Here is a 25,773-nt window from a genome sequence, read left to right on the forward strand (position 1 = left end):
AAATAACCCAGCACTTGTATTCTTATGATTCATTTCTAAGATCAACCCAGTTCTTATAAATTGGTGAAATAAATGGAAACAAAAGTCTTCAACAACATCACTGACATCGTGCGCGATGATCTTTTGCTGAGTATTCAACCGGACAGCAGAGTTTCCGTCACTGCCGCCTGTTTTTCTATGTATGCTTATAAAGAATTACAAAAGCAACTGGAATCTGTTGATGCGTTCCGTTTTATTTTTACCTCTCCCACTTTTATTACCGAAAAAGCGCAAAAGCAAAAACGGGAATTTTATATTCCCAGATTAAGTCGTGAAAACAGCCTTTATGGCACTGAATACGAGATAAAACTCAGAAATGAAATGACGCAAAAAGCCGTTGCCAAAGAATGTGCGGATTGGATCAGAAAAAAAGCGACGTTTAAATCGAATATCACAGGCGAAAACATGAGCAGCTTCATGACTATCGAAAGCCATCAGCATACTCTCGCTTATATGCCATTCAATGGCTTCACTACCACTGATATCGGCTGTGAACGCGGTAATAATATTTGTAACATGATCAACCGTTTTGAAGCAGCTATATCGCTTCCTTACACGCAGCTATTTGAAACATTATGGAATGATGCTCAAAAATTCCAAGATGTTACCGAAGCGGTGATTGAAAACATCACCACGGCATACAACGAAAATGCACCGGAATTCATTTATTTCATGACCTTGTATCATATCTTTAATGAATTTCTGGAAGACCTTTCAGAAGATGAATTGCCCAATGAAGCCACCGGCTTTAAAACCAGCAAAATTTGGAGCTTACTTTATGACTTTCAAAAAGATGCTGTATTAGCCATCATCAATAAGCTGGAGCGTTATAACGGCTGTATTTTGGCGGATAGCGTCGGCTTGGGGAAAACCTTTACCGCACTTGCTGTGGTGAAATACTATGAAAACAGAAATAAAAGTGTGCTGGTATTGTGTCCGAAAAAGCTGGCAGAAAATTGGAATACCTATAAAGATAATTATGTGAATAATCCCATCGCAGCCGACAGGCTTAACTATGATGTGTTATTCCACACCGATTTATCACGCGCACAAGGACAATCAAACGGACTGGATTTAGAGCGCTTAAATTGGGGCAACTATGATTTAGTGGTGATTGATGAATCGCATAATTTTCGCAACGGCACCGGCACGCACGCAGACACCCACGAAAACCGCTACACCAAGCTGATGGAAAAAATCATCAAATCCGGCGTCAAAACCAAAGTGTTAATGCTCTCAGCCACGCCGGTGAACAATCGCTTTATCGACCTGAAAAACCAACTTGCCCTTGCCTATGAAGGCAATTCGGAAAACATCAATCACCAACTCAAGACCGGCAAAACGATTGAAGAAATTTTCAAGCAAGCCCAAAGAGCCTTCAACACTTGGAGCAAGCTGGAAGCAGATGCGCGCACAACAGAAGCCCTACTGACAACATTGGATTTTGATTTTTTTGAATTACTCGACAGCGTGACCATTGCGCGTTCCAGAAAACATATCGAAAAATACTACGACACCGCTGCCATCGGGCAATTCCCCGCACGCAGAAAGCCTGTGTCATTGCGCCCACCGCTGACGGATTTAAATACCGCGATTAATTACAACGAAATTTACGAGCAACTGATGCAGCTTAATCTTGCTATCTACACACCGTCGAATTATATCTTTCCGAGCAAAATAGAAAAATATAACGACCTTGCGTCCAACAAAGAAAACCTCACGCAAGCAGGGCGTGAAAAAGGTGTGCGGCAACTGATGAGCATCAATCTATTAAAACGCTTGGAAAGCTCAGTCAATTCCTTCCGTCTTACGCTAAAAAGAATCAAAGCCTTGATTGACGACACCATTACCGCGATTGATGACTTTGAACAATCCGGACGCGCAAATATTGAAGGTTACGACGCAGCAGATGACGAATGGGATGTGGATGACAGCAACACCGACTACTTTACCGTCGGCAAAAAGGTAAAAATTGATCTCGCTGATATGGACTACTCTTCATGGCGCACTGAATTACAAGCAGATGCTGAAACCATAGAGCTGATAACCGCTATGGTAGACGACATCACTCCGGAGCACGACAGTAAACTGCAAGCGCTTCTTAAACTACTGGCGCAAAAAATTGAGCATCCCATCAATGCGGGCAACCAAAAAGTGCTGGTGTTTTCCGCCTTTGCCGACACAGCAGAATATTTATACGAACACGTCAGCACCTTTATCAAAAAACGCTACGGCTTGGATACAGCACTTATTACCGGCAGCATCGACGGCAAAACCACGATTAAAGGCTTTCGGGCAACGCTTAACAATGTGCTCACTTGTTTCTCACCAATTTCAAAAGACAGAGCATTATTAATGCCCGACAGCCAAACTGAAATCGACGTGCTGATTGCCACAGACTGTATTTCTGAAGGACAAAACCTGCAAGACTGCGATTATCTGGTCAACTACGACATTCACTGGAACCCCGTGCGCATTATTCAGCGCTTTGGACGTATTGACCGCATCGGCAGTCAAAATGCTGAAATTCAGCTGGTCAACTTCTGGCCGGATTTAGATTTGGATGAATACATCAATCTCAAAGGACGGGTAGAAACCCGCATGAAAATATCGGTGATGACTTCTACCGGTGATGACAACCTCATCAACCCCGAAGAAAAAGGCGATTTAGAATACCGCAAGCAACAGCTCAAGCGCCTGCAAGAAGAAGTGGTGGATATGGAGGACATCTCCGGCGGCATCTCCATTATGGATTTAGGACTGAATGAATTTCGCCTTGACCTGCTGGAATACGTCAAACAGCACGGTGATTTGGATAACAAACCCAAAGGAATGCACGCGGTTACGGCTGCTACAACGGAACTCCCGCAAGGCGTGGTGTTTGTGCTGAAAAATATCAACGATAGCGTCAATGCCGACAAACAAAACCGCATTCACCCGTTTTACATGGTCTATATCGCCGCCGACGGTAGCGTGGTGTGTGATTATCTCAACCCCAAAGCCTTGCTTGACCATATCCGCCTGCTTTGCCGCGGTAAAAAAGCACCAATTCCCGCACTTTACGAGGCTTTTAACCGCGAAACCGACGACGGGCGCAACATGGGCAAAGTTTCTCAATTACTCGATGATGCCATCAGCTCCATTATCAGCCGCAAAGAAGAAAGCGACATCGACAGCCTGTTTTCAGCAGGCGGAACTTCAGCGCTCATATCCGACATTAGCGGATTGGATGATTTTGAACTCATTTGTTTTTTAGTGGTGAAAACGTCTCAGGAAGCATCATGATCAAATTGCCCAAAAGCACCGAATTTGAAAAAAGAAAAAGAATTCCTAAGCAACAATTTTACGAAAAAATAGATATTCCTTCTGCCGTAAAAAAAGCCTTTGTCGCGCAAATAAAAGCCATTTATTGGCGCAATAAAATTGATGCGTCAAAAGCTAATCTTGCGCCAAGTGATGAAGTCATTGAGATTGAAGTGTTTGAAATCTTACTCAACCAACCGAGCATTGATGAAGCATTGCTCAAGCAAATTGATAAACAAATTCCCTATCACATTATCTTTTTACTGGAATATCAGGGGAAATATCAGGCATGGATTGGTTATAAAGAAGCCGCCGCCGCGGGCAATCATGCTTTTAAAGTCAATCGCTATTACCATACGCAGTGGCTGGCAGAAGAACAACTATCGCTACGGTTAGAAGGTTTAGACATCAAAAGTGCCTATGAAAACTTTATCCGCCAAATCGCCGGCGAACGACTCAGCGGCAAGCAACCTTCAGGCAGCCTTAAAGCCGCGGTGGAATGTGATGAACAACGGCAAAAACTGCAAAAGCGCATCGCCGCCTTGCAACGTAAAATAGCCAAAGAAAAACAGCTCAACAAACAAATGCTGCTTAATACCGAACTGAAAAAACTCAAACAAGAATTGGAGAACCTCTAATGGAAAAAATGCGCATGGCATCCGCTGATATGACCGCACAACATATCGACCAAATCGCCGAACTTTTCCCCAACTGCATCACCGAAACCGTGGACAACAAAGGCAAGCCGAAAAAAGCAATTAACTTTGAGATGCTCAAACAAATGCTTGCCGATGAAGTGCTGGACGGCGATGAAGCGTATGAATTCACTTGGGTGGGTAAAAAAGCCGCGATGGTAGAAGCCAACAAGCCGATTAGCAAAACCCTGCGCCCCTGCCCTGAAGAAAGCGTGAACTGGGACACTACCGAAAATCTCTATATTGAAGGCGATAATTTAGAAGTCTTGAAGCTCTTGCAAGAAAGCTATCTGGGCAAAGTGAAAATGATTTATATCGACCCGCCGTATAACACCGGCAACGATTTTATCTACAACGATGATTTCAAAATGACCGCCGCCGACTATGCCGACGAAAACGGCGAGTTTGACGACGACGGCAACCGCCTGTTTAAAAACACCGAAACCAACGGACGCTTTCATTCTGATTGGTGCTCGATGATTTACTCACGGCTGATGCTTGCACGCCACTTGCTCAGCGATGATGGCGTGATTTTTATTTCGATTGATGACAATGAACAGGCGAATTTGAAAAAGATATGTGATGAGGTGTTTGGAGCGGGGAATTTTGTGGCGCAGATGGTTTGGAAGAAAAAGCAAGGCGGTGGCAATGATTCAAACCATGTTGTTATTGAGCATGAATATATCATTGCATACACTAAAAATTTAAACATTCTGAAATTAAATTTGGACAAAAAACATCAACTCGATGATAGCTTGTATCCTTTTACTGATGAGAACGGAAGCTATGGATTGGTTACGCTTGATAAATCTTCAATTAGATTTAGTGATTCGCTAGTTTTTGAAATAAAAGATAATGAAGGAAATGTTTATTTACCTAGAGTTATTAAAGGAAAACAGTCATGTTGGAGATGGAGTCAGAAAAAAGTTTTAGCTGATTTTGATCAACTGGTTTTTAAAAATGGCAAGGTATACACAAAATATTACAGACCAAATGGCGTAACCCCTAAAAGCCTATTAATTGATGCGGTTTATGGAAGAACCGAAAGCGGCAATGATGATATAAAAAGTCTTTTTGATGGAATGGTGTTCAGTTACCCCAAACCGATCAATTTAGTTTCGCACCTTGCATCTATCGCAACCGATTCAGACGGCATCATCCTCGATTTCTTTTCAGGCAGCGCCACTACCGCCCACGCCGTGATGCAACTGAACGCTGAAGACGGCGGTAATCGCCAATTTATTATGGTGCAATTACCTGAAAAAACTGACCCGAGTTCAGAGGCGTATAAAGCAGGCTTTGAAAATATTTGTGAAATCGGCAAAGAGCGCATCCGACGTGCGGCGAAAAAGATTGCTGAAGACCATCCTGACAAACCGTTTGATGGCGGTTTTCGTGTGTTGAAAGTCGCGGATTCCAATATGGAAGATGTGTTTTATCACCCTGAAGCATACGATCAAAAGTTATTGGTGCAAATGGAATCCAATATTAAGCCCGACCGCACTGCTTTGGATTTGCTGTTTGGCTGCCTGATTGATTGGGGTTTGCCGTTGTCCATGCCGTATCGTGCCGAAGAGATAGAAGGTTACACCGTGCATAATTACAACGACGGCGATTTAATCGCCTGCTTTGATGATAATGTGTCAGAAAGCGTGGTAAAAGCGATTGCCAAACTTCAGCCGTTACGCGCCGTGTTCCGTGATAGTGGTTTTGAGAGCAGTCCTGCCAAAATCAATGTGGGCGAGATTTTTAAATGTTATGCACCCAATACCCGTGTGAAAGTGATTTAAGGGGGCGGCGATGAAACTTCAATTTAAACATCAACCATTCCAAGCGGATGCGGCGCAGACGGTAGTGGATGCGTTTGCCGGACAGCCGTATCGCACGCTGAGTTATCGTGTTGATCCAGGTATTGATCTTAAGCGAGCCCTAACCAAAGGAAATGGAGAACAATTGCAATTTGAAGGGATGGATGGTGATCAAACCGCACTTGATACTGTTCAACATACAGGCTGGCGCAATCAGCCGCTTGTGCCTGCTCTTAGCGATGCGGCGATTTTAGCCAATATTCAACGCACGCAAAAAGCCCATCATCTGATGCCGTCTGAAAAGCTCGAAGGTAAGTTTAACCTCACCATTGAGATGGAAACGGGCGTAGGCAAAACCTACACCTACATTAAAACCATGTATGAATTGAACAAGCATTATGGCTGGAGCAAGTTTATCGTGGTCGTGCCAAGCATTGCCATTCGTGAAGGCGTGTATAAAACATTTGCTATTACGCAAGACCATTTTGCCGAAGAATACGGCAAAAAAATCCGCTTTTTTATCTATGATTCCAAGCGCCTGACGGAAATCGACCGCTTTGCCTCCGATAGTGCTATTCATGTGATGATTATCAACTCGCAGGCGTTTAATGCCAATGGCAAAGATGCACGGCGGATTTATATGAAGCTCGATGAGTTTCGCTCACGTCGCCCGATTGACGTCATTGCCAAAACCAATCCGATTGTGATTATTGATGAACCGCAATCGGTGGAGGGTAAAAAAACCAAAGAGCAGCTAAGAGAATTCAAGCCATTGATGACGCTACGCTATTCTGCCACGCACAAGGCAGACAGCCTTTATAATCTGGTGTATCGCCTCGATGCGATGGAAGCCTACAATAAGCACTTAGTGAAAAAAATTGCGGTCAAAGGCATCAGCCAATCAGGCAGCACTGCCACGAATAGTTATGTGTATTTAGAAAAAATCAATCTTTCCAAATCCGCACCCACGGCAACGCTTCAGTTTGACTGCAAAGGCAAAACAGTCCTGCGCAAAATCACCCGCACGGTGCAGCAAGGCGATAACCTTTATGATCAATCGAACTATCTCGAAGAATACAAAGACCGTTTTGTCGTCGCGCGGATTGACGGGCGCAATCATTCGATTGAGTTTGTCAACGGCGTGAAGCTACATGCCGGCGAAGTGATCGGGCAAGTGGAAGAAGACGATTTACGCCGTATTCAAATCCGCGAAACGATTCTCTCGCATCTGGAAAGAGAACAGGCGCTGTTTGCGCAAGGGATTAAAGTCTTATCGCTGTTTTTTATTGATGAAGTGGCGAAATACAAGCAATACGATGAAGCAGGCAATGCGCAAAACGGACGCTATGCCGAGCTATTTGAGCAGGAATATCAGGATATTGTTCAGCAGTTTCAACATGAACTCGGGTCAGATGCCTATCGCCAATATCTGGATGCGATCAGCGCAAATCAAACCCATGCGGGCTATTTTTCCATTGATAAAAAAGGCAAGCTGGTTGATAGCAGGGTGAGAAGAAATGAAACCTCCGCCGACGATGTGGATGCTTACGATTTAATTATGAAAAACAAAGAGCTGCTGCTTGACAGAAACCCGAGTAAATCGCCGGTGCGCTTTATTTTCTCGCATTCTGCCTTGCGGGAAGGTTGGGATAATCCGAACGTATTCCAAATCTGCACACTCAAGCAAAGCAGTAGTGAAGTGCGCAAACGGCAAGAAGTCGGGCGCGGGTTGCGCTTATGCGTTAACCAACAAGGTGAGCGCATGGACACGAATGTGCTAGGCGAAGACGTGCATCAGGTGAATGTGCTCACCGTGATTGCCAGCGAAAGCTACGACAGTTTTGCCAAAGGGCTGCAAAGCGAAATGGCAGAAGCGATTGCTGACAGACCGCGTGCGGTTACGCAAGCCTTGTTTGTGGACAAGGTCATTGAAGACGCGCAAGGTAATAAGCAAGTAATTGATGCAGAAAGTGCACAAGCCATTTTCTTAGATTTGTATGCCAACGGCTATATCGATAAAAAAGGAGCAATCACAGAGAAATATCACGAAGCCAAAGCCAATGGTGAAGTGAAAATTGCTGAAGAAGTCACCCACGCCGCCTCCACTATTATCGCCATTATCGATTCGGTGTATAACCCAAGCGCGATGCTACCTGAAAATGCGCGCGACAATGATGTTAAGCTGACCATTGATAAAGACAAACTCGCCATGCCAGAGTTTAAAGCGCTGTGGCGGCAGATCAACGCCAAATCGGCGTATGTGGTGGATTTTGACAGCGATGAGTTGGTGGCAAAAGCTATCGCTGCCATTAATACGCATCTTGATGTGCCGAAGGTGTATTTCAACGTGGAAAGCGGCGAGATGACGCAGATCGAATCGAAAGACGCGCTGGCAAGCGGCACGGCGTTTGTGAAGAAGGCACCCAAAATTCATCGCGCACAGGCGCAAGTCAGCGCCACGGTGAAATACGATTTAATCGGCAAAGTGGTGGCAGAAACAGGGCTCACGCGCAAGGCGGTGATCCGCATTCTGCAAGGCATCAAAGCGGAGAAATTCGCGCAGTTTCAAGCCAACCCTGAGGCGTTTATCATCAAAACCGCCGCGCTTATCAACGCGGAAAAAGCCACCGCGATTGTGGAGCACATCACCTACAATGTGCTCGATGAACGCTACGACGCCAATATTTTCACCGACCCGAAAATACAATCGCAAAAAGGCAAGCTAGATGTCAATGCGATGAAAACCAACAAGCATCTCTACGATCATCTGTTCTACGATTCCGCCAACGAGCGCGGCTTTGCCAACGAATTAGAAGCCAGCGGCGATGTTGCCGTGTATGTGAAACTGCCCAATAGCTTTTACATCTCCACCCCCGTGGGCAAATACAACCCCGACTGGGCCATCGCGTTTTATGAAGACAATATCAAGCACATCTATTTTGTGGCAGAAACCAAAGGCTCGATGGATTCCATGCAACTGCGCTTAATTGAAGACGCCAAAATCCACTGCGCCAGAGAGCATTTCAAAGCGATTAGTCATGGCAACGTGATTTATGATGTGGTGGACAGTTATCAGTCGTTGTTGGAGAAGGTGATGAAATGATGAAAAAGCCACCAATTTGCAATTTAAAGCCATAAACTGTAGAATAATTTTAACAAATTAATTATTTCTCACAGGCAATAAATATATGCCACCTCTTTGAAAAGTGCGGTTTGACCGCACTTTGTCGTTGAATAATAGGAGAATCAATGAACTACCAAGAAATTGAAAATATTGAGTTGACGTATCTGACCATGGAAGATTATCCACAGCTCAAGCAAGCGATGATTGAATCCTACGCCACGCTGGAAGATGCCTACTGGAGAGAAGATCAAATCGAGGCATTGATTGAAAAATTCCCTGAAGGGCAAGCCATTATTAAGGTGAATGGGGATTTAGCGGGCTGCGCGCTGTCCATTATTGTGGATTATCAAAAATACGATGACAACCACACTTATAATCAAATTACGGCAAATGAAACCTTTGATTCCCATGACAATGACGGCGACATGCTCTATGGCATTGATATTTTTGTGCGCCCTGAGTTCCGTGGCTTGCGCCTAGGCCGCCGTTTGTATGACTACCGCAAAGAGTTGTGTGAAAAACTCAATTTGAAAGGGATCACCTTTGGTGGGCGGATTCCGAATTATCACAAATACAGCGACGAGCTGACACCGAAGCAGTACATCGAAAAAGTGCGGATGAAAGAAATTCACGACCCAGTGTTTAATTTCCAGCTTGCCAATGACTTCCACCCGCGTAAAATTTTGCGTCGTTATCTCCCTGGTGATGCGGGTTCCAATGATTATGCGGTGTTGCTACGTTGGGACAATATTTATTATGAAAAACCCACGGATGAGGCAACAACCAACAAAAAAGACATCCGTTTGGGGCTGATTCAGTGGCAAATGCGCTCGTATAAAAATGTCGACGAACTGATGCAACAAGCAGAATATTTTATTGACGCAGTCTCCGATTATCAGTGTGACTTTGCTCTATTCCCTGAATTTTTCAACGCGCCGCTGATGGCAAAATATAACCATTTGTCAGAGCCTGAGGCGATCCGTAAATTGGCGAAATACACCCAGCCGATTGTTGATAAATTCGCGGAGCTGGCGATTTCTTATAACATCAATATCATTACTGGCTCCATGCCTGAGCTGCGCGATGGCAGTTTGTACAACGTGGGCTATTTGTGTAAACGTGACGGTACACAAGACCGCTACGAAAAAATTCACGTCACGCCTGATGAAGAGCGCGTGTGGGGGATGGTTGGCGGCAGCCAAATCAAATCCTTTGACACCGATTGCGGCAAAATCGGGATTTTGATCTGTTATGATTCCGAGTTCCCAGAATTAAGCCGAATTTTAGCCGACGATGGCATGGATATTTTGTTCGTACCTTTTTTGACCGATACCCAAAACGGTTTCTCACGCGTGCGTTATTGCGCCCAAGCGCGTGCCATTGAAAATGAATGTTTTGTGGCGATTGCAGGTTCCGTAGGCAACTTGCCGAACGTGCACAATATGGACATTCAATACGCACAATCGATGATTTTCACGCCGTGTGATTTCGCCTTCCCAACCAATGGGATCAAAAGCGAAGCCACACCAAACACCGAAATGGTGCTGATTGCTGATGTCAATATTGACGATTTGCGTGAGCTGCACCAATTTGGTAGCGTGCGCAATCTCAAAGACCGTCGTAAAGATGTGTACGAATTGCGCAAGAAAAAACCGCGCAACAGCGCAAAATAACCGCACTTTTCATTTTCAAGGGGCTTCGGCCCCTTTTTTCGGCTTTATTTTGATTTAAACCGCCTTTTTACGCATTTTCCGCTCTATTTTTGGCGCACAAATTGCTAAAATAGGCGCGCTTATCGCAAGCACAATTTTAGGGTATTCATAACCGTTGGCCACATCTGGCTCAACATTCGTCTATTTTCAACGGAGCAATTATGTTTCTGATTCAATTTGCAATAGTATTACTATGTATCTTGATCGGTGCACGCATTGGCGGGATCGGTCTTGGTGTGATGGGGGGAATGGGGCTCGCTGTGCTTGCCTTTGTGTTTGATTTAAAACCAGGTAGCCCACCAATTGATGTTATGTTTATGATTATGGCAGTGGTTTCTGCTGCAGCTGCAATGCAAGCAGCAGGTGGTTTGAACTATATGATTAAAATTGCCACTAAAATTTTGCATAAGAATCCTAAACACATCACTTTTGTTGCCCCAGTGGTAACGTATGTTTTCACCTTTTTAGCGGGGACTGGTCATGTGGCCTACTCCGTACTGCCTGTTATTGCAGAGGTAAGTCGCCACAACGGCATCCGCCCAGAGCGCCCACTGTCAATGGCGGTTATTGCTTCTCAGTTTGCGATTGTCGCCAGTCCAATTGCTGCTGCTGTGGTAACGATTGTGAAATTCCTTGAGCCACAAGGTATTAAACTGACCGATGTGTTGATGGTCACCATCCCTGCCACCGTGCTGGGCATTGCACTGGCTTGTGTGTTTGTGAACAAAATGGGGAAAGAGCTTAGCGAAGATGAAAACTACCAACGCCTGCTCAAAGACCCGAACTACCAAAAACACAACGCGACCAGCACCACCGATATCGAAAGTATGCAAGTTACCCCAACTGCCGTGCGTTCTGTGGCGTTGTTCTTGTTCGGCGCTTTGTTAGTCGTTATTATGGGTGCCTTCCCTAGCATTCGACCGCACTTTGATGGTCAACCGATGGGCATGGCGCACACCATTGAAATTGTGATGCTTACCATCGGTGCGTTAATTATCTTAACCTGTAAACCAGACGGCAATGAAATCACTCAAGGCTCAGTATTCCACGCCGGTATGCGTGCAATTATTGCCATTTTCGGTATCGCATGGTTAGGTGATACATTGGTTGCTGCACACAAACCCGAAATCATTGAAGCTGTTCAAGGATTGGTTCAAGCTGCGCCTTGGACATTTGCGCTCGCGTTGTTCGCGTTGTCTGTGATGGTCAACAGCCAAGGCGCCACCACTGTGGTGTTAGTGCCAGTTGCGCTCACCCTCGGCTTGCCTGCACATGTAATCATTGCCACTTTCGTTGCGGTTAATGGTTATTTCTTCATTCCAAACTATGGCCCGATCATCGCCTCCATTGACTTCGACACTACAGGCACAACCAGAATTGGGCGCTTTATTTTCAACCACAGCTTTATGATTCCAGGTTTATTGAGCATGGTATTTAGCTTGGTATTTGGCTTTATCTTCGCCAACTTATTCCTGTAATCATCTCACAGTATAAAATCACGGGCTACGGCTCGTGATTTTTTATGCCAAATACTCTTTCAACCGCACTTTGAATGCTTTCAACAACACTTTTTGATTAACCTGTGCTCCACGCACCTCATCAAGTGCGTGGCTGAGATCGACGTTGGGCTGGTTGTGTAAAAAGCGCTTGAGCGCGGGTAACGTGGCGTGCAAAGTGCGGTTGGTGTGGGCAAAATCATACAGTGCTTGATAATCTGATGCCTGCAAGGTGAAATCACAGGCGTGAGGAAATGCTGAACACAGCGGATGCTCGCTTAGCGGGAAATCGCGCGCAAACCGCACTTTGGCTTGGGTAAGCAACTCGCGCCCTGCTGGGCTGATGGCGAGCAGTGCCACCGCACTGAACAATCCACTACTCGCCTCTTTAAACGGCGTAATATGTACAATCTCAAAACCGCACTTTTGCCAAAATTGTGCAAGCTCTGGCGTGTAACCAAAGCTGACAGAATAGAAATCAGCACGATGTTGGCTGATGAGATACTCAATCAGCGCCTTAGCATGGCCATGGCGACGATACGCTTGCGCCACCGCAATACGCGAGATGCGAATACTGTTAAGTGTTGCCGCAGCTTTTAATCCCGCTTGAAAGCATAATAATTGTGCCACCAAATTACCTGGTGGCTGGCGCTCTCCACGATAAATGGCTGTACTTAACGCGCTCGGCAAACCACCCTCGCCCACCGCCCACAATGCGGCGATGCAGCGCGTGGCGTGAGTGTGTTGATAAAGCAGCTGCCCGCTGGCGTCAAGCATACGGCGCAAATCCAGCGGCGTGGTGCGATAATGAGCTTGGCGCAAGAGTTGATAGCACGCTAGTTTGTCCGCCACACGCGCAACGTGCGAAATACCCTCATCTGCCACGCTTGGTGCGCTGCATGGTGAGATACCAATCAGCGCATTAACCCACTGCTCAAGCCTATCATTTTCAGCCCAGCGCAAAGGCGTGTGCAGTTGCACATGATAAGCGTGGGGGTGATCTTGCAGCCATTTTTGCACAAAGCCCTGCCCTGTGCCTTCATAACCGTCAATGGTGGTCGCCAATATGCTATGTTGCGCATGCGCGAGCAAGGATGCCACCACGCTAAGAGGCAACATCGCCGCTTCATCAATCACCAGCCACTTTGGTGCAGGCCGCCCTTGTGCAAACTGTGCCAACAACGCATCAGGTGCGACAAAGTGCGGTTCACACTGAGCAAATTGGCGCAACGTTGTGACCGCACTTTTATTCGCCGCCGTGACAACCACATCGCCTGCCAATGCGCGCACCAATTGCCCCAGCAAGGCCGATTTACCGCGCCCACGGTGAGCGGTGATCAAGGTTGTACGCGGTTGTTGTGTCAACACGTTGGTGCAAATGGCCTGTTGAGCGGCAATGGCGTCTTGCGGTGGTGGGTAATCTACTGCGGTATAAATGGGCAGCGGCTGCCCTGCGTTTAAATCCACCACTGGCCAGCCAAATTGCGCCACCAATGCTTTGAAAAAAGCCATAAAGTGCGGTGTGGCGATCGTGTTTTGGTTGTTCCAACGCTGGCTGTCGCCATCAGGCAGCGATTCAAGTGCGGCATAATCGGGTAATAAGATGTACAAACAGCCACCTGCTTTGATACATGCGGCAACGATGGCTAAACTTTCGAGGTGGAAATGGAGCTTGCCGTTGTGGCTGCAATCCAGCAGTGCGCAATTAAAGGTTTGCCCAAGGGCATTGCGGCTATGTTTGAAGGCGTAAAATTGGCTGTGGGGAGGAAGAGGGCTATCTAATTGAGCTGCACAATATACGCATGAGTGGTTTTGTGCCAAAATACGCTCTCGCGCAGCGATTAGCGCGACTTCATCGCCAAAGGCGAGTACGCAGCCGCGCTGGTGGCTCATTCGCGCTCCGCGCGATACGGGTCGTCAAAGCCTAGGCGCGCCATAATCTCACGCTCTAGGCTTTCCATCTCTTCTGCCTCACTGTCGGTGAGATGATCATAACCTTGCAAATGCAAACAGCCATGCACCACCATATGCGCCCAGTGTGAAAGTGCGGTTTTGCCCTGCTCTTTGGCCTCGCGCTCAACGACTTGGCGACAAATCACCAAATCCCCCAGTAGCGGCAACGCCACTTCAGGCGGGCATTCAAATGGGAAGGACAGCACATTGGTGGGGTAATCTTTGCCACGATAAGTGCGGTTAAGCATTTGGCTCTCTGCTTCATCAACAATGCGCACGGTCATTTCAAGGCCTGATTGGCGCACTGCACTTTCCGCCCAGGTTTCAATCTGCTCAGCCGTTGGCAGGCCAGCCTCATCTTGGCAGGCAATTTGCAAATCAATTTCGATCATCTTGCATCTCACGTTCTCTACGGCGCGCTTCAGCCGCCTCTAAGCGACGTTGTTCGTCAGCACGCTCCCACACTTCGTACGCCTGCACGACTTTTGCCACCACAGGATGACGCACCACATCATGGCTATCAAAATAATTAAAACTCAGCTCAGGCACCTCGCTTAGCACCTCCATCGCATGGCGCAGGCCCGATTTTTGCCCACGCGGCAAATCCACCTGTGTGACATCGCCGGTGATCACCGCTTTAGAGTTAAAGCCAATGCGAGTGAGGAACATTTTCATCTGCTCGATAGTGGTGTTTTGGCTTTCGTCCAAAATGATAAAGGCATCATTGAGCGTGCGCCCTCGCATATACGCCAAAGGAGCAATCTCAATTACTTTGCGCTCCATCAATTTTTCCACTTTTTCAAAGCCGAGCATTTCAAACAGCGCATCATACAATGGGCGCAAGTATGGCTCAATCTTCGCGCCTAAATCACCAGGTAAAAAACCCAGTTTTTCGCCTGCCTCAACAGCAGGCCGAGTGAGTAAGATGCGGCGCACATCTTGCCTTTCGAGCGCTTCAACCGCCGCTGCCACTGCAAGATACGTTTTACCCGTACCCGCTGGACCAATGCCAAAAGCGATGTCATGGCGCAAAATGTTATGCAAGTAATTGATTTGATTGTCGCCACGCGGTTTTATCACACCACGTTTTGTTTTGATCGTTGTGGCATACACTTTAGGTGCGCTCTCGCGCGAGGCTTGTGCATTTTGTAACAAAATACGGCTTTCTTGGATGGCAAGGTGAATGTCTTCCATATCCAGCTCTTTCACTTTGCCTTTCACGGGGGCTGTATCAACATACAGCTGTTTGATCAAATTTTCGACCGCACTTAGGATGGCATTTTGCGCAGGGCTTTGTGCTTTGAGTGTAAAAGTGAAATCAAAGCGTGCCACGCGCACGGCAAAGTGCTCTTCAATGTGTTTTAAATGGGCATCAAATGGCCCACAAAGGGATTGCAAACGCGCATTGTCTTGCGGCGCGAGTGTAAATGTTGTTTGGGAAATATCGCTCAAAATAACCTCTCTTAAATTTACCCTAGTATAACGCGTTTAGGGCTAAGAAAAAACCGCACTTTGGATTGCAAGGCTGAGGAAAGAGAAAGTGCGGTTGGCATTAACGCATTTGGAATTTGCGGCGCAAGGCGCGCAAGAGTAGGAACACCCACGGCCACAGAATGCCGCTGAGTACGGCACCAACTAGCTCTTGTGGGTTAAAGCGAGCGCTGTGCATAAACAACTCAAGCAAAAAGATGGCAATATCGATCACAATCACGGATAACACCGCAATCACGCTTTGTAGCCACAGCGAAAGATTGCGCAGCACAAGATAATTTGAGGCAATAATGTAGGTGAAAATCGACAATGTCAGCGCATGCACGCCCATGATCGAGCCAAGGCTGAGATCCCAAACTAATCCAACCACAAACGCCCAACCAATACTGACGCGGTTAGGCAACGCCATCACCCAATAAAATAGTACCATTACCAGCCACGCAGGGCGAAAGCCTTGAAAATCCGCCGACCACGGCGTGATTTCCATAATCAAGGCGACCACGAAAGTGGTGGCTAAAATCAAGGTTTGTAAAATCCAACTGCCGCGCATTATGGGTTGTCCTCCCGCAGAGCGTCTTGTTGCTGCTGATTGGCATCCGCTGGGTCAAGATCTTGATTGTGTTTATCTGCCTCATCTGCTGCTTCGTCAAGCTCCACTTTCTCTTTCACATTTTGCCCGCGTTTTGGGTTGAGATAATCATTCGGTTTGGCTGACAAGCGCTGACGCACGGCGTTGCGTACATCTTCTGGTGAAAGTGAATGGGCGCGATGCAATTCATCGTTGACAGGCCAAAGCAGCAATAAATAGCGTAAACGCTCCAGTGAAGCTAATGGGCGAGCGGTAATGGTAGCAAAATAATTTTGTTTATCGCGCGATACACTATCAACAATCGCAACGGGATACCCTTCAGGAAATCGCCCACCAAGACCAGAGGTTACCAACAAATCCCCTTTGATGATATCCACCGAGCGTGCGACGTTATCAAGCTGTAACTCATCGCTGCGCCCTGTGCCACTGGCAATCACGCGCACATCATTGCGCAACACTTGCAGAGGAATGGAATGCGTCACATCGGAAATTAATAAGACACGGCTGCTGGTTGCCCCAACCGAAATCACCTGCCCGACCACGCCTTTTTCATCAATAATCGGTTGCCCAACAAACACGCCGTCTTTACTGCCTTGATTAATCACCACCTGCTGGCGATAGATGTCGGTTTCTGCTGTCAGCACTTCTGCAATTTTTTTGTATTCGTCGTAACGCAGTGGCGAGTTGAGCAGTAAACGCAGGCGTTGATTTTCAACTTTGAGTTGGTCAAGCAACAAAAGATCGGCATTTTTTTCGCTCAGCTGCTGCTTAAGCACTTTGTTTTCGATTTGCAGTTTGGAGGCATCCACAAAGTTATCAGACACACCATCAAGCACCGTGCGTGGCATATTGGCGAAATAAAACAAGCCACTGATGGATGTTTCCATCAAGCTACGCAGCTGAATCATCGCACTGCTACGCCCATCGCCGATCATCAGCAAAACAGACGCTACAATCGCCAAAATCAAGCGAATGCCTAATGGCGGTGCTTTGGAAAAAATGGGTTTCATTGGCATGTCCTAGGGCGAGCCACTCGCCCTATTGGCAGGCATTAATCATCACTGAAGATGTCGCCACCATGGGTGTCGATCATCGAAAGTGCTTCACCACCGCCACGTGCCACACAGGTTAACGGATCTTCTGCAATAATCACAGGCACACCAGACTCACGCGAAAGTAAAATGTCGATGTTTGGCATCAACGCACCACCGCCTGTAAGCACCATGCCGCGCTCGAAAATATCGGCGGCCAATTCAGGTGGGCAAGACTCAAGTGCGGTACGCACTGCCGTTACAATGCCACTAAGCGGTTGTTGGATAGCTTCCAGAACATCTTTAGAGGTGAGTTTAAAGCTGCGCGGTGCGCCTTCTGCCAAGTTGTGACCGTGAACTTCAATTTCTTTAATTTCATCACCTTCCTCGATAAAGGCGGTGCCGATTTCGTGTTTGATGCGCTCAGCTGTGGCCTCACCAATGGAAGAGCCAAAGGTACGACGCACATAAGCAATAATCGCCTCATCGAAGCGGTCGCCACCAATGCGCACAGAAGAAGAATACACCACACCATTCAATGAAATCACCGCCACTTCAGTGGTACCGCCACCGATGTCGATCACCATAGACCCTGTGGCAGAAGAAACGGGCAATTTTGCGCCAATAGCCGCCGCCATTGGCTCTTCAATCAAATACACCTCACGCGCACCAGCACCGATAGCTGATTCCTTGATCGCACGGCGTTCTACCTGAGTGGCACCTGCTGGCACACACACGAGCACACGCGGGCTTGGGCGCATAAAATTGTTACGGTGTACTTGCTTGATAAAATATTGCAACATTTTTTCTGTTACGAAGAAGTCTGCGATCACGCCATCTTTCATCGGGCGGATAGCCGCAATGCTTTTTGGAGTACGGCCGAGCATCATTTTGGCATCACGCCCAACGGCGGCGATCGATTTAAGTGAGCCAACACGATCTTGACGAATAGCGACAACGGAGGGTTCATCAAGGACAATGCCTTGACCTTTAACATAAATGAGGGTGTTTGCTGTTCCTAAATCGATCGAAAGATCATTAGAAAAGAGCCCACGAATTTTTTTAAACATAGTCATTCCGATTTGAATTTGAGAGTTAATTGTGTTTGGCAGAAATTGCGCTCAATGTATCAAAATCTGCGCCCTTGCTCAACTTTAAATTGCAAAAAGACACAGATTGTTTGTGTTAAAACCGCACTTTTATTTTGCCTTATTCAGCATTGGTGCTAAAAAGCGTGCCGTATGCGATTTTTCATTTTTGCACAACTGTTCTGGCGTGCCTGTTGCAATGATCTCACCGCCGCCATCACCGCCTTCGGGGCCGAGATCGACAATCCAGTCTGCTGTTTTGATCACATCTAAATTATGCTCAATCACAACCACCGTATTGCCCTGATCACGCAAGCGGTGCAACACGCTCAATAACTGTTTGATATCAGCAAAATGCAGCCCCGTAGTTGGTTCATCCAGAATATAGAGCGTTTTGCCCGTATCGCGTTTGGAAAGCTCAGTGGCCAGCTTAACGCGTTGCGCCTCACCGCCCGAGAGTGTTGTAGATGACTGCCCTAAGCGAATGTAGGACAAGCCAACGTCCATCAAGGTTTGCAGCTTGCGTTTAATGGCAGGAATCGCATCAAAAAATTCGCACGCCTCTTCCACCGTCATTTCCAAAATTTGGTGAATGGTTTTGCCTTTATACCGCACCTCAAGGGTCTCACGGTTGTAGCGTTTGCCTTTACACTGATCGCACGGCACATACACATCGGGTAAGAAGTGCATTTCCACTTTGATCACGCCATCTCCCTGACAAGCCTCACAGCGACCACCGCGCACGTTAAAACTAAATCGCCCTGGCGTATAGCCACGCGCGCGAGATTCTGGCACGCCTGCAAAGAGTTCACGAATCGGGGTAAAAAGCCCTGTATAGGTGGCTGGATTAGAACGTGGTGTGCGCCCAATCGGGCTTTGATCAATGTCGATCACCTTGTCAAAAAAGCCTAAGCCATCAATGCTGTCATACGGCGCCACATGGGTGTTTTCTGCGCGGTTGAGGGCATTTTGTGCCAGCGGGAACAAGGTGTCGTTAATCAGTGTTGATTTACCTGAGCCTGACACGCCCGTAATGCAAGTAAATAAGCCCACAGGAATGTCAAGGTTGACATTTTTAAGATTATTGCCGCGTGCACCTTTGAGTGTAAGCCAGCGTTTTTTATCCACAGGGGTGCGCGCTGTTGGAATCTCAATTTTCTCTTTACCCGCCAAATAACGCCCAGTTAGCGAGGCGACATTTTTCATCAGTTGCTTTGCCGTACCTTGCGCCACCACATTGCCACCGTGTACACCTGCACCAGGGCCAATATCAATAATATAATCGGCGGCCATGATGGCGTCTTCATCGTGCTCCACCACAATCACGGTGTTGCCGAGATCGCGCAGGTGGGTCAACGTTTTCAGCAAGCGTTCGTTGTCGCGCTGATGCAAGCCAATCGACGGCTCATCAAGCACATACATCACGCCCACCAAGCCCGCGCCAATTTGGCTGGCCAAGCGGATCCGCTGTGCTTCGCCACCCGACAAGGTTTCAGCCGAGCGCGAAAGCGATAAATAATTTAGCCCAACGTTGACTAAAAATGATAACCGCTCTTTGATCTCTTTAAGAATTTTTTCTGCAATTTGAGCGCGCTGCCCTTGGAGTTTCAGCCCTTCAAAAAATGCTAACGCACTGCCAATACTACGCTCAGCCACATCAGGCAAATTGAAATTGTTAATAAACACATGGCGCGCTTCGGTGCGCAGGCGTGAACCACCACAATCACGGCATGGGCGATTACTGATGAGCTTCGCCAACTCTTCACGCACCGCGGTGGATTCGGTTTCTTTATAACGGCGCGCCATATTGTTTAAAATACCTTCAAAGGGATGCTTGCGCACCACAATATCACCACGGTCGTTAGCATAATGAAAATCGATTTTTTCACTGCCAGAGCCATGTAGAACGATGTCTTGTACTTTTTTCGGTAATTTCTCAAAGGGCTGATTGATGTCGAATTGATAGTGTTTCGCCAGCGAAGTCAGCATTTGGTAGTAATAAAAATTGCGTTTATCCCATCCTTTGATCGCACCATTGGTCAACGAAATAGAGGGATTTTGCACCACATGCTTTTCATCAAAATATTGCTGCACGCCCAGCCCATCACAGCTTGGGCACGCCCCCGCAGGATTATTAAACGAGAACAGGCGCGGCTCCAGTTCCGCAATGGAATAGCCACAATGTGGACAGGCAAAGTTGGAGGAAAACAGCAGCTCTTCTATTTCCGCTTGCTTATCCATTGGCGCCACCACCACCGTACCACCTGAAAGCTCAAGTGCGGTTTCAAACGATTCTGCCAAGCGTGTGGCGATGTCTGACCGCACTTTGAACCGATCAATCACCACCTCAATGGTGTGCTTTTTCTGTAATTCTAAGGTTGGTGGGTCGGAGAGATCGCACACTTCGCCATCAATACGCGCACGAATAAACCCTTGTGTGGCAATATTTTCAAGCAATTTAACGTGCTCGCCTTTGCGTTCTTTCACAACTGGCGCAAGCAGCATCATTTTGCTGCCTTCTGGCAAAGCCAGCACTTTATCCACCATTTGGCTAATGGTTTGTGCCGCCAAAGGCACATCATGCGTTGGGCAACGCGGCTCGCCGATGCGCGCAAACAGCAAGCGTAAATAATCATAAATTTCAGTAATGGTGCCCACAGTGGAACGCGGATTGTGCGAGGTGGATTTCTGCTCAATTGAGATTGCCGGCGACAGCCCTTCAATATGATCCACATCAGGCTTTTCCATCAACGACAAAAATTGGCGCGCATAGGCCGACAGCGACTCCACATAGCGCCGCTGCCCCTCAGCATAAAGTGTATCAAATGCCAACGACGATTTGCCCGAGCCAGAAAGCCCCGTAATAACCACCAATTTATCGCGCGGAATGGTGAGATCAATATTTTTTAGATTGTGCGTGCGAGCGCCACGAATCTCAATGTTATCCATGATGACTACTCTTTAATGTAAAATTGGAACGATTATCGCAAATCCCCAAAACTGTGTAAACATCCAGTATTTTTTATTTGAAATTTGATGATTTTTTTCCAAATTTCAGGCAAGATATGAGATCATCAAAATTGAAAGCCAATACAGAAAGAGGATTTTATGGCGGGAGTGAACAAAGTAATTATTGTAGGCAATCTTGGCAATGACCCTGAACTGCGCACCATGCCAAATGGTGAAGCGGTGGCCAACATCAGCGTGGCAACCAGTGAGTCTTGGCGCGATAAAAACAGTGGCGAAATGCGCGAAGTCACCGAATGGCACCGCATTGTGTTATATCGCCGTTTAGCCGAAATTGCTGGGGAATATCTGCGCAAAGGCAGCAAAGTGTATGTGGAAGGGCGTTTAAAAACCCGCAAATGGCAAGATCAAAACGGGCAAGACCGCTACACCACCGAGATCATCGGTGACAACTTGCAAATGCTAGACTCCCGTGGCGATCGCAACAACCAAGGCGGTGGCTATAATCAAGGCAACTACAACCAAAGCGCACCTGCTCAAAATAACTTTAACCGTGGCAATGCGCAATCCGCTCCAAAACAACCGTCACAACAAAATACCCCCCCAGCACAGGATAACTTCGCCGACCCATTCACCGACGATGATATCCCGTTCTAAGCAAAAAATGAGTATAAAAAACCGCACTTTAAAGTGCGGTTTTTGTTTGTGTGTTAGGCTTTTCGTTGGGTGAGTTTGTAAATTTGGTAAAAATTCACGGCGGTGACAAAAAGGTTAAGCAACATCACGGGGACGGACCCGATAAGGGCGCCGTAGATGATGTATAAAATGGCGCCGATGGAGTTGACCACGCGCAATGCCATCATTTTGCTCAATAAAAAAGAACCTGCAACAAACGCCGTTGCGATATAACCTAAGATTTCAATAAAATTAATGTCCATTGTTATTATTATCCTTATTATAAGAAAAGCGTTAGGTTATCAAAAAGCATTTTGAGAATAAAGTAGGATTGCTGGAATAATCAGCAACCGTGGATTCTGATTGCATAAAATGCGTGCTATAATTCTCGCCTTGTTATTCTGTTGGAGTATGTTATGGCTTTTGAGTCTGTTCTGTTAGGGCACGTTATTTTTGCTTTTTTAGCGTTGGGCTTTTTGTTAATTCGTGGCGTGATGCAATACCGTGGCTTGAATTGGCGCTCAATACTCGTGTTGCGTGTGATGCCGCATATTGTCGATACATTATTACTGCTCTCTGGCGCACTGATGATTTATCTTGGCTATCCGATGTTCACTTGGCTTTGGATTAAGCTGGCTTTATTGCTCGGTTATATCATTTTTGCCGCGAAAACATTTAATCGACACACGCCTAAACCGCACTTTTTTATCCCTGCCCTGCTATGCCTGCTGGCCGTGATGGGCATTGCGTACTTTCATTAAGCACATTTTTCAGCCAACAAAAAAGGAAGCCTTCGCTTCCTTTTTATCTCAACCACCCGCCAGTTTGACTTTGTAGCCTTTTTGTTCTAAAAGCTGTCTGATTAGCTCACGATTATCACCTTGAATTTCAATGGTGAAATCTTTCACCGCACCGCCACAACCGCACTTTTTCTTCAACTCCGAGGCCAATGTGCTTAGGGCTTTTTTATCTAGCCCTAACCCTGTGATAACACTCACACCTTTGCCCTTGCGCCCGCTGACTTGACGCTGAATTCGCACCACGCCATCGCCTTGTGGCACTTCTTCTTGCGCAGGTGCTGCCTTTATGCGCCCCGTTTCCGTAGAATACACTAACGGATTAGCCATGACGTGCTTGGCTCACTTCGGCGTTGATTTGTTCCAGCACGGATAACGGATTAGCCGCTTGTGTGATTGGACGTCCAACCACAAGGTAATCCGAACCTTGGCGAATCGCCTCAGCTGGTGTCATCACGCGGCGTTGATCACCAAAATCAGAGCCTACTGGGCGGATACCTGGCGTGACGAGGGTGAAATCTTGCCCACAGTTAGCCCGCAAAATTTCAACTTCCTGTGGCGAGCACACCACACCATCAAGACCTGCACGTTGTGTTAAGCGCGCAAGACGAATGACCTGCTCCATCGGTGAAGCATTTAAGCCAATTTGCAGCAAATCAACATCTTCCATACTGGTAAGCACTGTTACTGCGATGAGCTTTGGTGCATCTTTACCATAGGGTTCAAGAATTTGTTTCGCCGTTTCCATCATGCGCAGACCACCACTGGCATGCAAATCAACCATCCATACACCTAAATCGGCAGCAGAGCGCACTGCACGTGCTACTGTGTTGGGGATGTCATGAAATTTCAAATCTAAGAAGACATCAAAGCCACGCAGATGCAGTTGTTTCACAAACTGTGTGCCAAGTGTAGTGAACATCTCTTTGCCTACTTTAAGGCGACAAAGTTTGGGGTTGATTTGATCAACCAACGCTAACGCCTCTTTCTCTTTTTCATAGTCGAGTGCAACAATCACCTTACTTTCCATTGAAATCCCCTTATTGATTGATGTTTTTATAAATACCGTCGGTTGGCTTTATGGTTTCCCATTGATGACACGATGGGCAATTCCACAGTAAACGATGGCTATGATAACCACAATTTGTACAGTGATATTGGTAATTCTTTTCCATTTTATTGCTGACAATTTGCTGCAAACGCATAAGGCTCGTTTGCGCACGGGCGGTGTCAACATTATTTAAATCGTACTGTAATAAACGCTGAAAAATTTCCATGCTTGGAATATGTGCAAGCTGTTCATAAAGATGGGTTTGTGCCACCTGCTCACCACTCTTTTTCTCAATTATCTCCGCCAGTGCTAGTTCAATTTGCCCACTTTTGATAAAGTGACGCGCTTTAATTAAAAACAATTCGAAATTGTCCAGCTGATTGAGCTGCTCGTAACACCAGTGTAAATGCACCAACGCTTCACTGATAAATACAGGATTTTGATCTAAAATCTGTTCAAAATACCCAATGGCTTGTTCAAATGCCTGTTCACGCATCGTGTTAACACCCAATTCAAGGCTGGCACGCACACACGTTGGTGACACTTCCAATGCCTTATGCCAAAGTGCGGTTTTTTCTTTGTCGTCGAGTTCATTGCTGGCAATATATTCACAATAATAGTGTGCCAACTCCACATTATTTTGCTTTGGAAAGGCTTTTTGACGCTTTTCTGTGACATCAATTGCCTTTTTCCATTCTTTCATTTTTTGATAAATTTTAGCCAGTTCTTTAAGTGCATTTTCGGCATATTCAGGCTCATCAATCAAGCTAATATAGAGATTTTCAGCGCGGTCAAAAAAGCCCACACGCATATAATCAAAAGCGAGTTGCTGCTTAACCAGCAGTTTTTGATCATCCAAAAGATTGTCATCATCGAGTAGATTTTGGTGAATACGAATGGCACGATCCACCTCGCCACGGGTGCGAAAAAGATTCCCCAGTGTCAATGAGGCTTCAAATTGGGAAGTGCTATCAATCTCGTTTTCTGCTTCTTGTTTTTGCAGCATATCCAGAAAAAGCCCGACCGCTTTGTCTTGTTGATTCGACAAAAGCAAGTTAACGCCAGTGACATAGTCTTGCGACAGTTTGTTACGGACATCATCTTGGCCTTTTCTGGCGCTGCGATAGCCCATATACCAGCCATAAAGCGCGGCGATGGGCAACAACAGAAAGAGTAATTCCAGCATTGATTATTGTGGCTTATGGCTCACATTTAATTCTGTAATTTGTTGTGCTTGACGTTTAACCTGACGATTGAGGCTCATATTTTTCATTTTCAAACGCAGCACAAAATAGGCGCTGATCAGCCAGCCAAGCAACAGCCCTAAACCAAATAAAATGGCGACTAATGATGAAAGCTGCAATTCAGATTTAGCGATGATGTAGTTAAACGTGATAACTTGATCGTTGTCTGCCCCGATAGTAACAGCGACAATCACAATGGCGAGAATAATCACGAATCCAAGGAAAAATTTAATCATCTTGCTCTCCAAACAGTAAAACACTTTCCTATTATGCCAAAATTTATCTAGCGCTTGTAGATATTTTCACAGCAAAGCATGGAAAATGCGATGTTAGGCAATAAAAAACGGTGTTTAAACACCGTTTTTGTTATCTTGCTGCGTTCACACGCTCTCTTAGCTCTTTGCCCGCTTTAAAATGAGGTACATATTTCGCATCCAAATCCACTTGTTCACCTGTTTTTGGGTTGCGCCCTAAACGGGGCTGACGGTAATGCAATGAAAAACTGCCAAAACCGCGAACTTCAATGCGACCACCTTGATCCAATGTTTGTGACATCAGCTCAAGAATTGCCTTCACACCATTCTCTACGCTCTTAACAGGAACAGTTTGATTTTGTTCAATCAAACATTCAATAAGTTCAGATTTTGTCATAACGATGTCCTCATTAAAAGCAGGCAAGCCTTTAGCTCACCTGCGTGTTACACGTTTTA

Annotated in this window: 21 protein-coding genes; 8 read left to right on the forward strand and 13 right to left on the reverse strand. The window is 46.4% G+C overall.

The window, feature by feature from the left end; all coding sequences use genetic code 11:
- The first annotated feature begins 72 nt into the window (after positions 1-72).
- From HPC38_RS07090 to HPC38_RS07115, 6 genes are all read left to right on the forward strand, one after another.
- Positions 73-3,324, forward strand: coding sequence for a helicase-related protein (locus tag HPC38_RS07090; protein WP_208120583.1), 3,252 nt, complete (start codon positions 73-75; stop codon positions 3,322-3,324).
- Positions 3,321-3,980, forward strand: coding sequence for a DUF4391 domain-containing protein (locus HPC38_RS07095; protein WP_208120584.1), 660 nt, complete (start codon positions 3,321-3,323; stop codon positions 3,978-3,980). Before HPC38_RS07090 ends, HPC38_RS07095 begins: the two co-directional genes overlap by 4 nt.
- Entirely contained in the window at positions 3,980-5,827 is a 1,848-nt protein-coding gene (locus tag HPC38_RS07100; RefSeq protein WP_208120585.1) for a site-specific DNA-methyltransferase, read from the forward strand. Before HPC38_RS07095 ends, HPC38_RS07100 begins: the two co-directional genes overlap by 1 nt.
- A 10-nt stretch (positions 5,828-5,837) precedes the next feature.
- Complete coding sequence (locus HPC38_RS07105) at positions 5,838-8,948, forward strand: type III restriction-modification system endonuclease (protein WP_208120586.1); 3,111 nt, start codon at positions 5,838-5,840, stop codon at positions 8,946-8,948.
- Between the two features lie 146 nt (positions 8,949-9,094).
- The gene (locus tag HPC38_RS07110; RefSeq protein ID WP_208120587.1) at positions 9,095-10,642 is read left to right on the forward strand and encodes a carbon-nitrogen hydrolase family protein; all 1,548 of its coding nucleotides are present in this window, start codon (positions 9,095-9,097) and stop codon (positions 10,640-10,642) included.
- Between the two features lie 200 nt (positions 10,643-10,842).
- Complete coding sequence (locus tag HPC38_RS07115) at positions 10,843-12,159, forward strand: anaerobic C4-dicarboxylate transporter (RefSeq protein ID WP_208120588.1); 1,317 nt, start codon at positions 10,843-10,845, stop codon at positions 12,157-12,159.
- A 42-nt stretch (positions 12,160-12,201) separates the two neighbouring features.
- Here HPC38_RS07115 and HPC38_RS07120 read toward each other — a convergent pair whose 3' ends face one another.
- From HPC38_RS07120 to uvrA, 7 genes are all read right to left on the reverse strand, one after another.
- The gene (locus HPC38_RS07120; RefSeq protein WP_208120589.1) at positions 12,202-14,070 is read right to left on the reverse strand and encodes a GNAT family N-acetyltransferase; all 1,869 of its coding nucleotides are present in this window, start codon (positions 14,068-14,070) and stop codon (positions 12,202-12,204) included.
- Positions 14,067-14,522 carry an rRNA maturation RNase YbeY gene (gene ybeY / locus HPC38_RS07125; RefSeq protein ID WP_208120590.1) on the reverse strand — a complete coding sequence of 152 codons (456 nt, stop codon included), beginning with the start codon at positions 14,520-14,522 and terminating at the stop codon, positions 14,067-14,069. Before ybeY ends, HPC38_RS07120 begins: the two co-directional genes overlap by 4 nt.
- Complete coding sequence (locus tag HPC38_RS07130) at positions 14,509-15,582, reverse strand: PhoH family protein (protein ID WP_208120591.1); 1,074 nt, start codon at positions 15,580-15,582, stop codon at positions 14,509-14,511. The genes ybeY and HPC38_RS07130 overlap by 14 nt, the downstream gene beginning before the upstream one ends.
- Before the next feature lie 100 nt (positions 15,583-15,682).
- Positions 15,683-16,171 (reverse strand): rod shape-determining protein MreD, encoded by a 489-nt coding sequence (gene mreD / locus HPC38_RS07135; protein WP_208120592.1) that lies wholly within the window; start codon positions 16,169-16,171, stop codon positions 15,683-15,685.
- Positions 16,171-17,220, reverse strand: a complete 1,050-nt coding sequence (gene mreC / locus HPC38_RS07140) for a rod shape-determining protein MreC (RefSeq protein ID WP_208120593.1) — start codon at positions 17,218-17,220, stop codon at positions 16,171-16,173. Before mreC ends, mreD begins: the two co-directional genes overlap by 1 nt.
- A gap of 41 nt (positions 17,221-17,261) precedes the next feature.
- Complete coding sequence (locus HPC38_RS07145) at positions 17,262-18,311, reverse strand: rod shape-determining protein (protein ID WP_208120594.1); 1,050 nt, start codon at positions 18,309-18,311, stop codon at positions 17,262-17,264.
- Positions 18,312-18,440: 129 nt separating this feature from the next.
- Entirely contained in the window at positions 18,441-21,278 is a 2,838-nt protein-coding gene (gene uvrA / locus HPC38_RS07150) for an excinuclease ABC subunit UvrA (RefSeq protein WP_208120595.1), read from the reverse strand.
- A gap of 159 nt (positions 21,279-21,437) precedes the next feature.
- Between uvrA and ssb the strand changes: the two genes are divergently transcribed.
- Positions 21,438-21,953, forward strand: a complete 516-nt coding sequence (gene ssb, locus HPC38_RS07155; protein ID WP_208120596.1) for a single-stranded DNA-binding protein — start codon at positions 21,438-21,440, stop codon at positions 21,951-21,953.
- 53 nt (positions 21,954-22,006) lie between these two features.
- Here ssb and HPC38_RS07160 read toward each other — a convergent pair whose 3' ends face one another.
- Entirely contained in the window at positions 22,007-22,234 is a 228-nt protein-coding gene (locus tag HPC38_RS07160) for a YgjV family protein (RefSeq protein WP_208120597.1), read from the reverse strand.
- A 153-nt stretch (positions 22,235-22,387) separates the two neighbouring features.
- On the opposite strand from HPC38_RS07160, the gene HPC38_RS07165 reads away from it, so the two are divergent.
- Positions 22,388-22,732, forward strand: coding sequence for a SirB2 family protein (locus HPC38_RS07165; RefSeq protein ID WP_208120598.1), 345 nt, complete (start codon positions 22,388-22,390; stop codon positions 22,730-22,732).
- Positions 22,733-22,780: 48 nt separating this feature from the next.
- Here HPC38_RS07165 and yciH read toward each other — a convergent pair whose 3' ends face one another.
- The 5 genes from yciH to HPC38_RS07190 all read right to left on the reverse strand — a co-directional run bounded on the left by yciH (position 22,781) and on the right by HPC38_RS07190 (position 25,714).
- On the reverse strand, positions 22,781-23,098 hold the full coding sequence (yciH, locus tag HPC38_RS07170; RefSeq protein WP_208120599.1) for a stress response translation initiation inhibitor YciH: 318 nt from the start codon (positions 23,096-23,098) through the stop codon (positions 22,781-22,783).
- Positions 23,091-23,798: an orotidine-5'-phosphate decarboxylase gene (pyrF, locus tag HPC38_RS07175; RefSeq protein WP_208120600.1), complete on the reverse strand. Its 708-nt coding sequence runs from the start codon at positions 23,796-23,798 to the stop codon at positions 23,091-23,093. Before pyrF ends, yciH begins: the two co-directional genes overlap by 8 nt.
- Positions 23,799-23,808: 10 nt before the next feature.
- Positions 23,809-25,005 (reverse strand): lipopolysaccharide assembly protein LapB, encoded by a 1,197-nt coding sequence (lapB, locus tag HPC38_RS07180; RefSeq protein WP_208120601.1) that lies wholly within the window; start codon positions 25,003-25,005, stop codon positions 23,809-23,811.
- Between the two features lie 3 nt (positions 25,006-25,008).
- Positions 25,009-25,299, reverse strand: coding sequence for a LapA family protein (locus HPC38_RS07185; protein WP_208120602.1), 291 nt, complete (start codon positions 25,297-25,299; stop codon positions 25,009-25,011).
- A 130-nt stretch (positions 25,300-25,429) separates the two neighbouring features.
- Positions 25,430-25,714, reverse strand: a complete 285-nt coding sequence (locus HPC38_RS07190; RefSeq protein WP_208120603.1) for an integration host factor subunit beta — start codon at positions 25,712-25,714, stop codon at positions 25,430-25,432.
- Positions 25,715-25,773 lie beyond the last annotated feature (59 nt).

Origin of the sequence: Spirabiliibacterium pneumoniae, from assembly GCF_014884995.1 — a bacterium.
Taxonomy (GTDB): Bacteria; Pseudomonadota; Gammaproteobacteria; order Enterobacterales; family Pasteurellaceae; genus Spirabiliibacterium; species Spirabiliibacterium pneumoniae.

Bases quoted from the DNA above. Each gene is read 5' to 3' on its own strand.
- HPC38_RS07090 (WP_208120583.1), top strand. From the start codon at position 73: ATGGAAACAAAAGTCTTCAACAACATCACTGACATCGTGCGCGATGAT.
- HPC38_RS07095 (WP_208120584.1), top strand. From the start codon at position 3,321: ATGATCAAATTGCCCAAAAGCACCGAATTTGAAAAAAGAAAAAGAATT.
- HPC38_RS07100 (WP_208120585.1), top strand. From the start codon at position 3,980: ATGGAAAAAATGCGCATGGCATCCGCTGATATGACCGCACAACATATC.
- HPC38_RS07105 (WP_208120586.1), top strand. From the start codon at position 5,838: ATGAAACTTCAATTTAAACATCAACCATTCCAAGCGGATGCGGCGCAG.
- HPC38_RS07110 (WP_208120587.1), top strand. From the start codon at position 9,095: ATGAACTACCAAGAAATTGAAAATATTGAGTTGACGTATCTGACCATG.
- HPC38_RS07115 (WP_208120588.1), top strand. From the start codon at position 10,843: ATGTTTCTGATTCAATTTGCAATAGTATTACTATGTATCTTGATCGGT.
- HPC38_RS07120 (WP_208120589.1), bottom strand. From the start codon at position 14,070: ATGAGCCACCAGCGCGGCTGCGTACTCGCCTTTGGCGATGAAGTCGCG.
- ybeY (WP_208120590.1), bottom strand. From the start codon at position 14,522: ATGATCGAAATTGATTTGCAAATTGCCTGCCAAGATGAGGCTGGCCTG.
- mreD (WP_208120592.1), bottom strand. From the start codon at position 16,171: ATGCGCGGCAGTTGGATTTTACAAACCTTGATTTTAGCCACCACTTTC.
- mreC (WP_208120593.1), bottom strand. From the start codon at position 17,220: ATGAAACCCATTTTTTCCAAAGCACCGCCATTAGGCATTCGCTTGATT.
- HPC38_RS07145 (WP_208120594.1), bottom strand. From the start codon at position 18,311: ATGTTTAAAAAAATTCGTGGGCTCTTTTCTAATGATCTTTCGATCGAT.
- uvrA (WP_208120595.1), bottom strand. From the start codon at position 21,278: ATGGATAACATTGAGATTCGTGGCGCTCGCACGCACAATCTAAAAAAT.
- ssb (WP_208120596.1), top strand. From the start codon at position 21,438: ATGGCGGGAGTGAACAAAGTAATTATTGTAGGCAATCTTGGCAATGAC.
- HPC38_RS07160 (WP_208120597.1), bottom strand. From the start codon at position 22,234: ATGGACATTAATTTTATTGAAATCTTAGGTTATATCGCAACGGCGTTT.
- HPC38_RS07165 (WP_208120598.1), top strand. From the start codon at position 22,388: ATGGCTTTTGAGTCTGTTCTGTTAGGGCACGTTATTTTTGCTTTTTTA.
- yciH (WP_208120599.1), bottom strand. From the start codon at position 23,098: ATGGCTAATCCGTTAGTGTATTCTACGGAAACGGGGCGCATAAAGGCA.
- pyrF (WP_208120600.1), bottom strand. From the start codon at position 23,798: ATGGAAAGTAAGGTGATTGTTGCACTCGACTATGAAAAAGAGAAAGAG.
- lapB (WP_208120601.1), bottom strand. From the start codon at position 25,005: ATGCTGGAATTACTCTTTCTGTTGTTGCCCATCGCCGCGCTTTATGGC.
- HPC38_RS07185 (WP_208120602.1), bottom strand. From the start codon at position 25,299: ATGATTAAATTTTTCCTTGGATTCGTGATTATTCTCGCCATTGTGATT.
- HPC38_RS07190 (WP_208120603.1), bottom strand. From the start codon at position 25,714: ATGACAAAATCTGAACTTATTGAATGTTTGATTGAACAAAATCAAACT.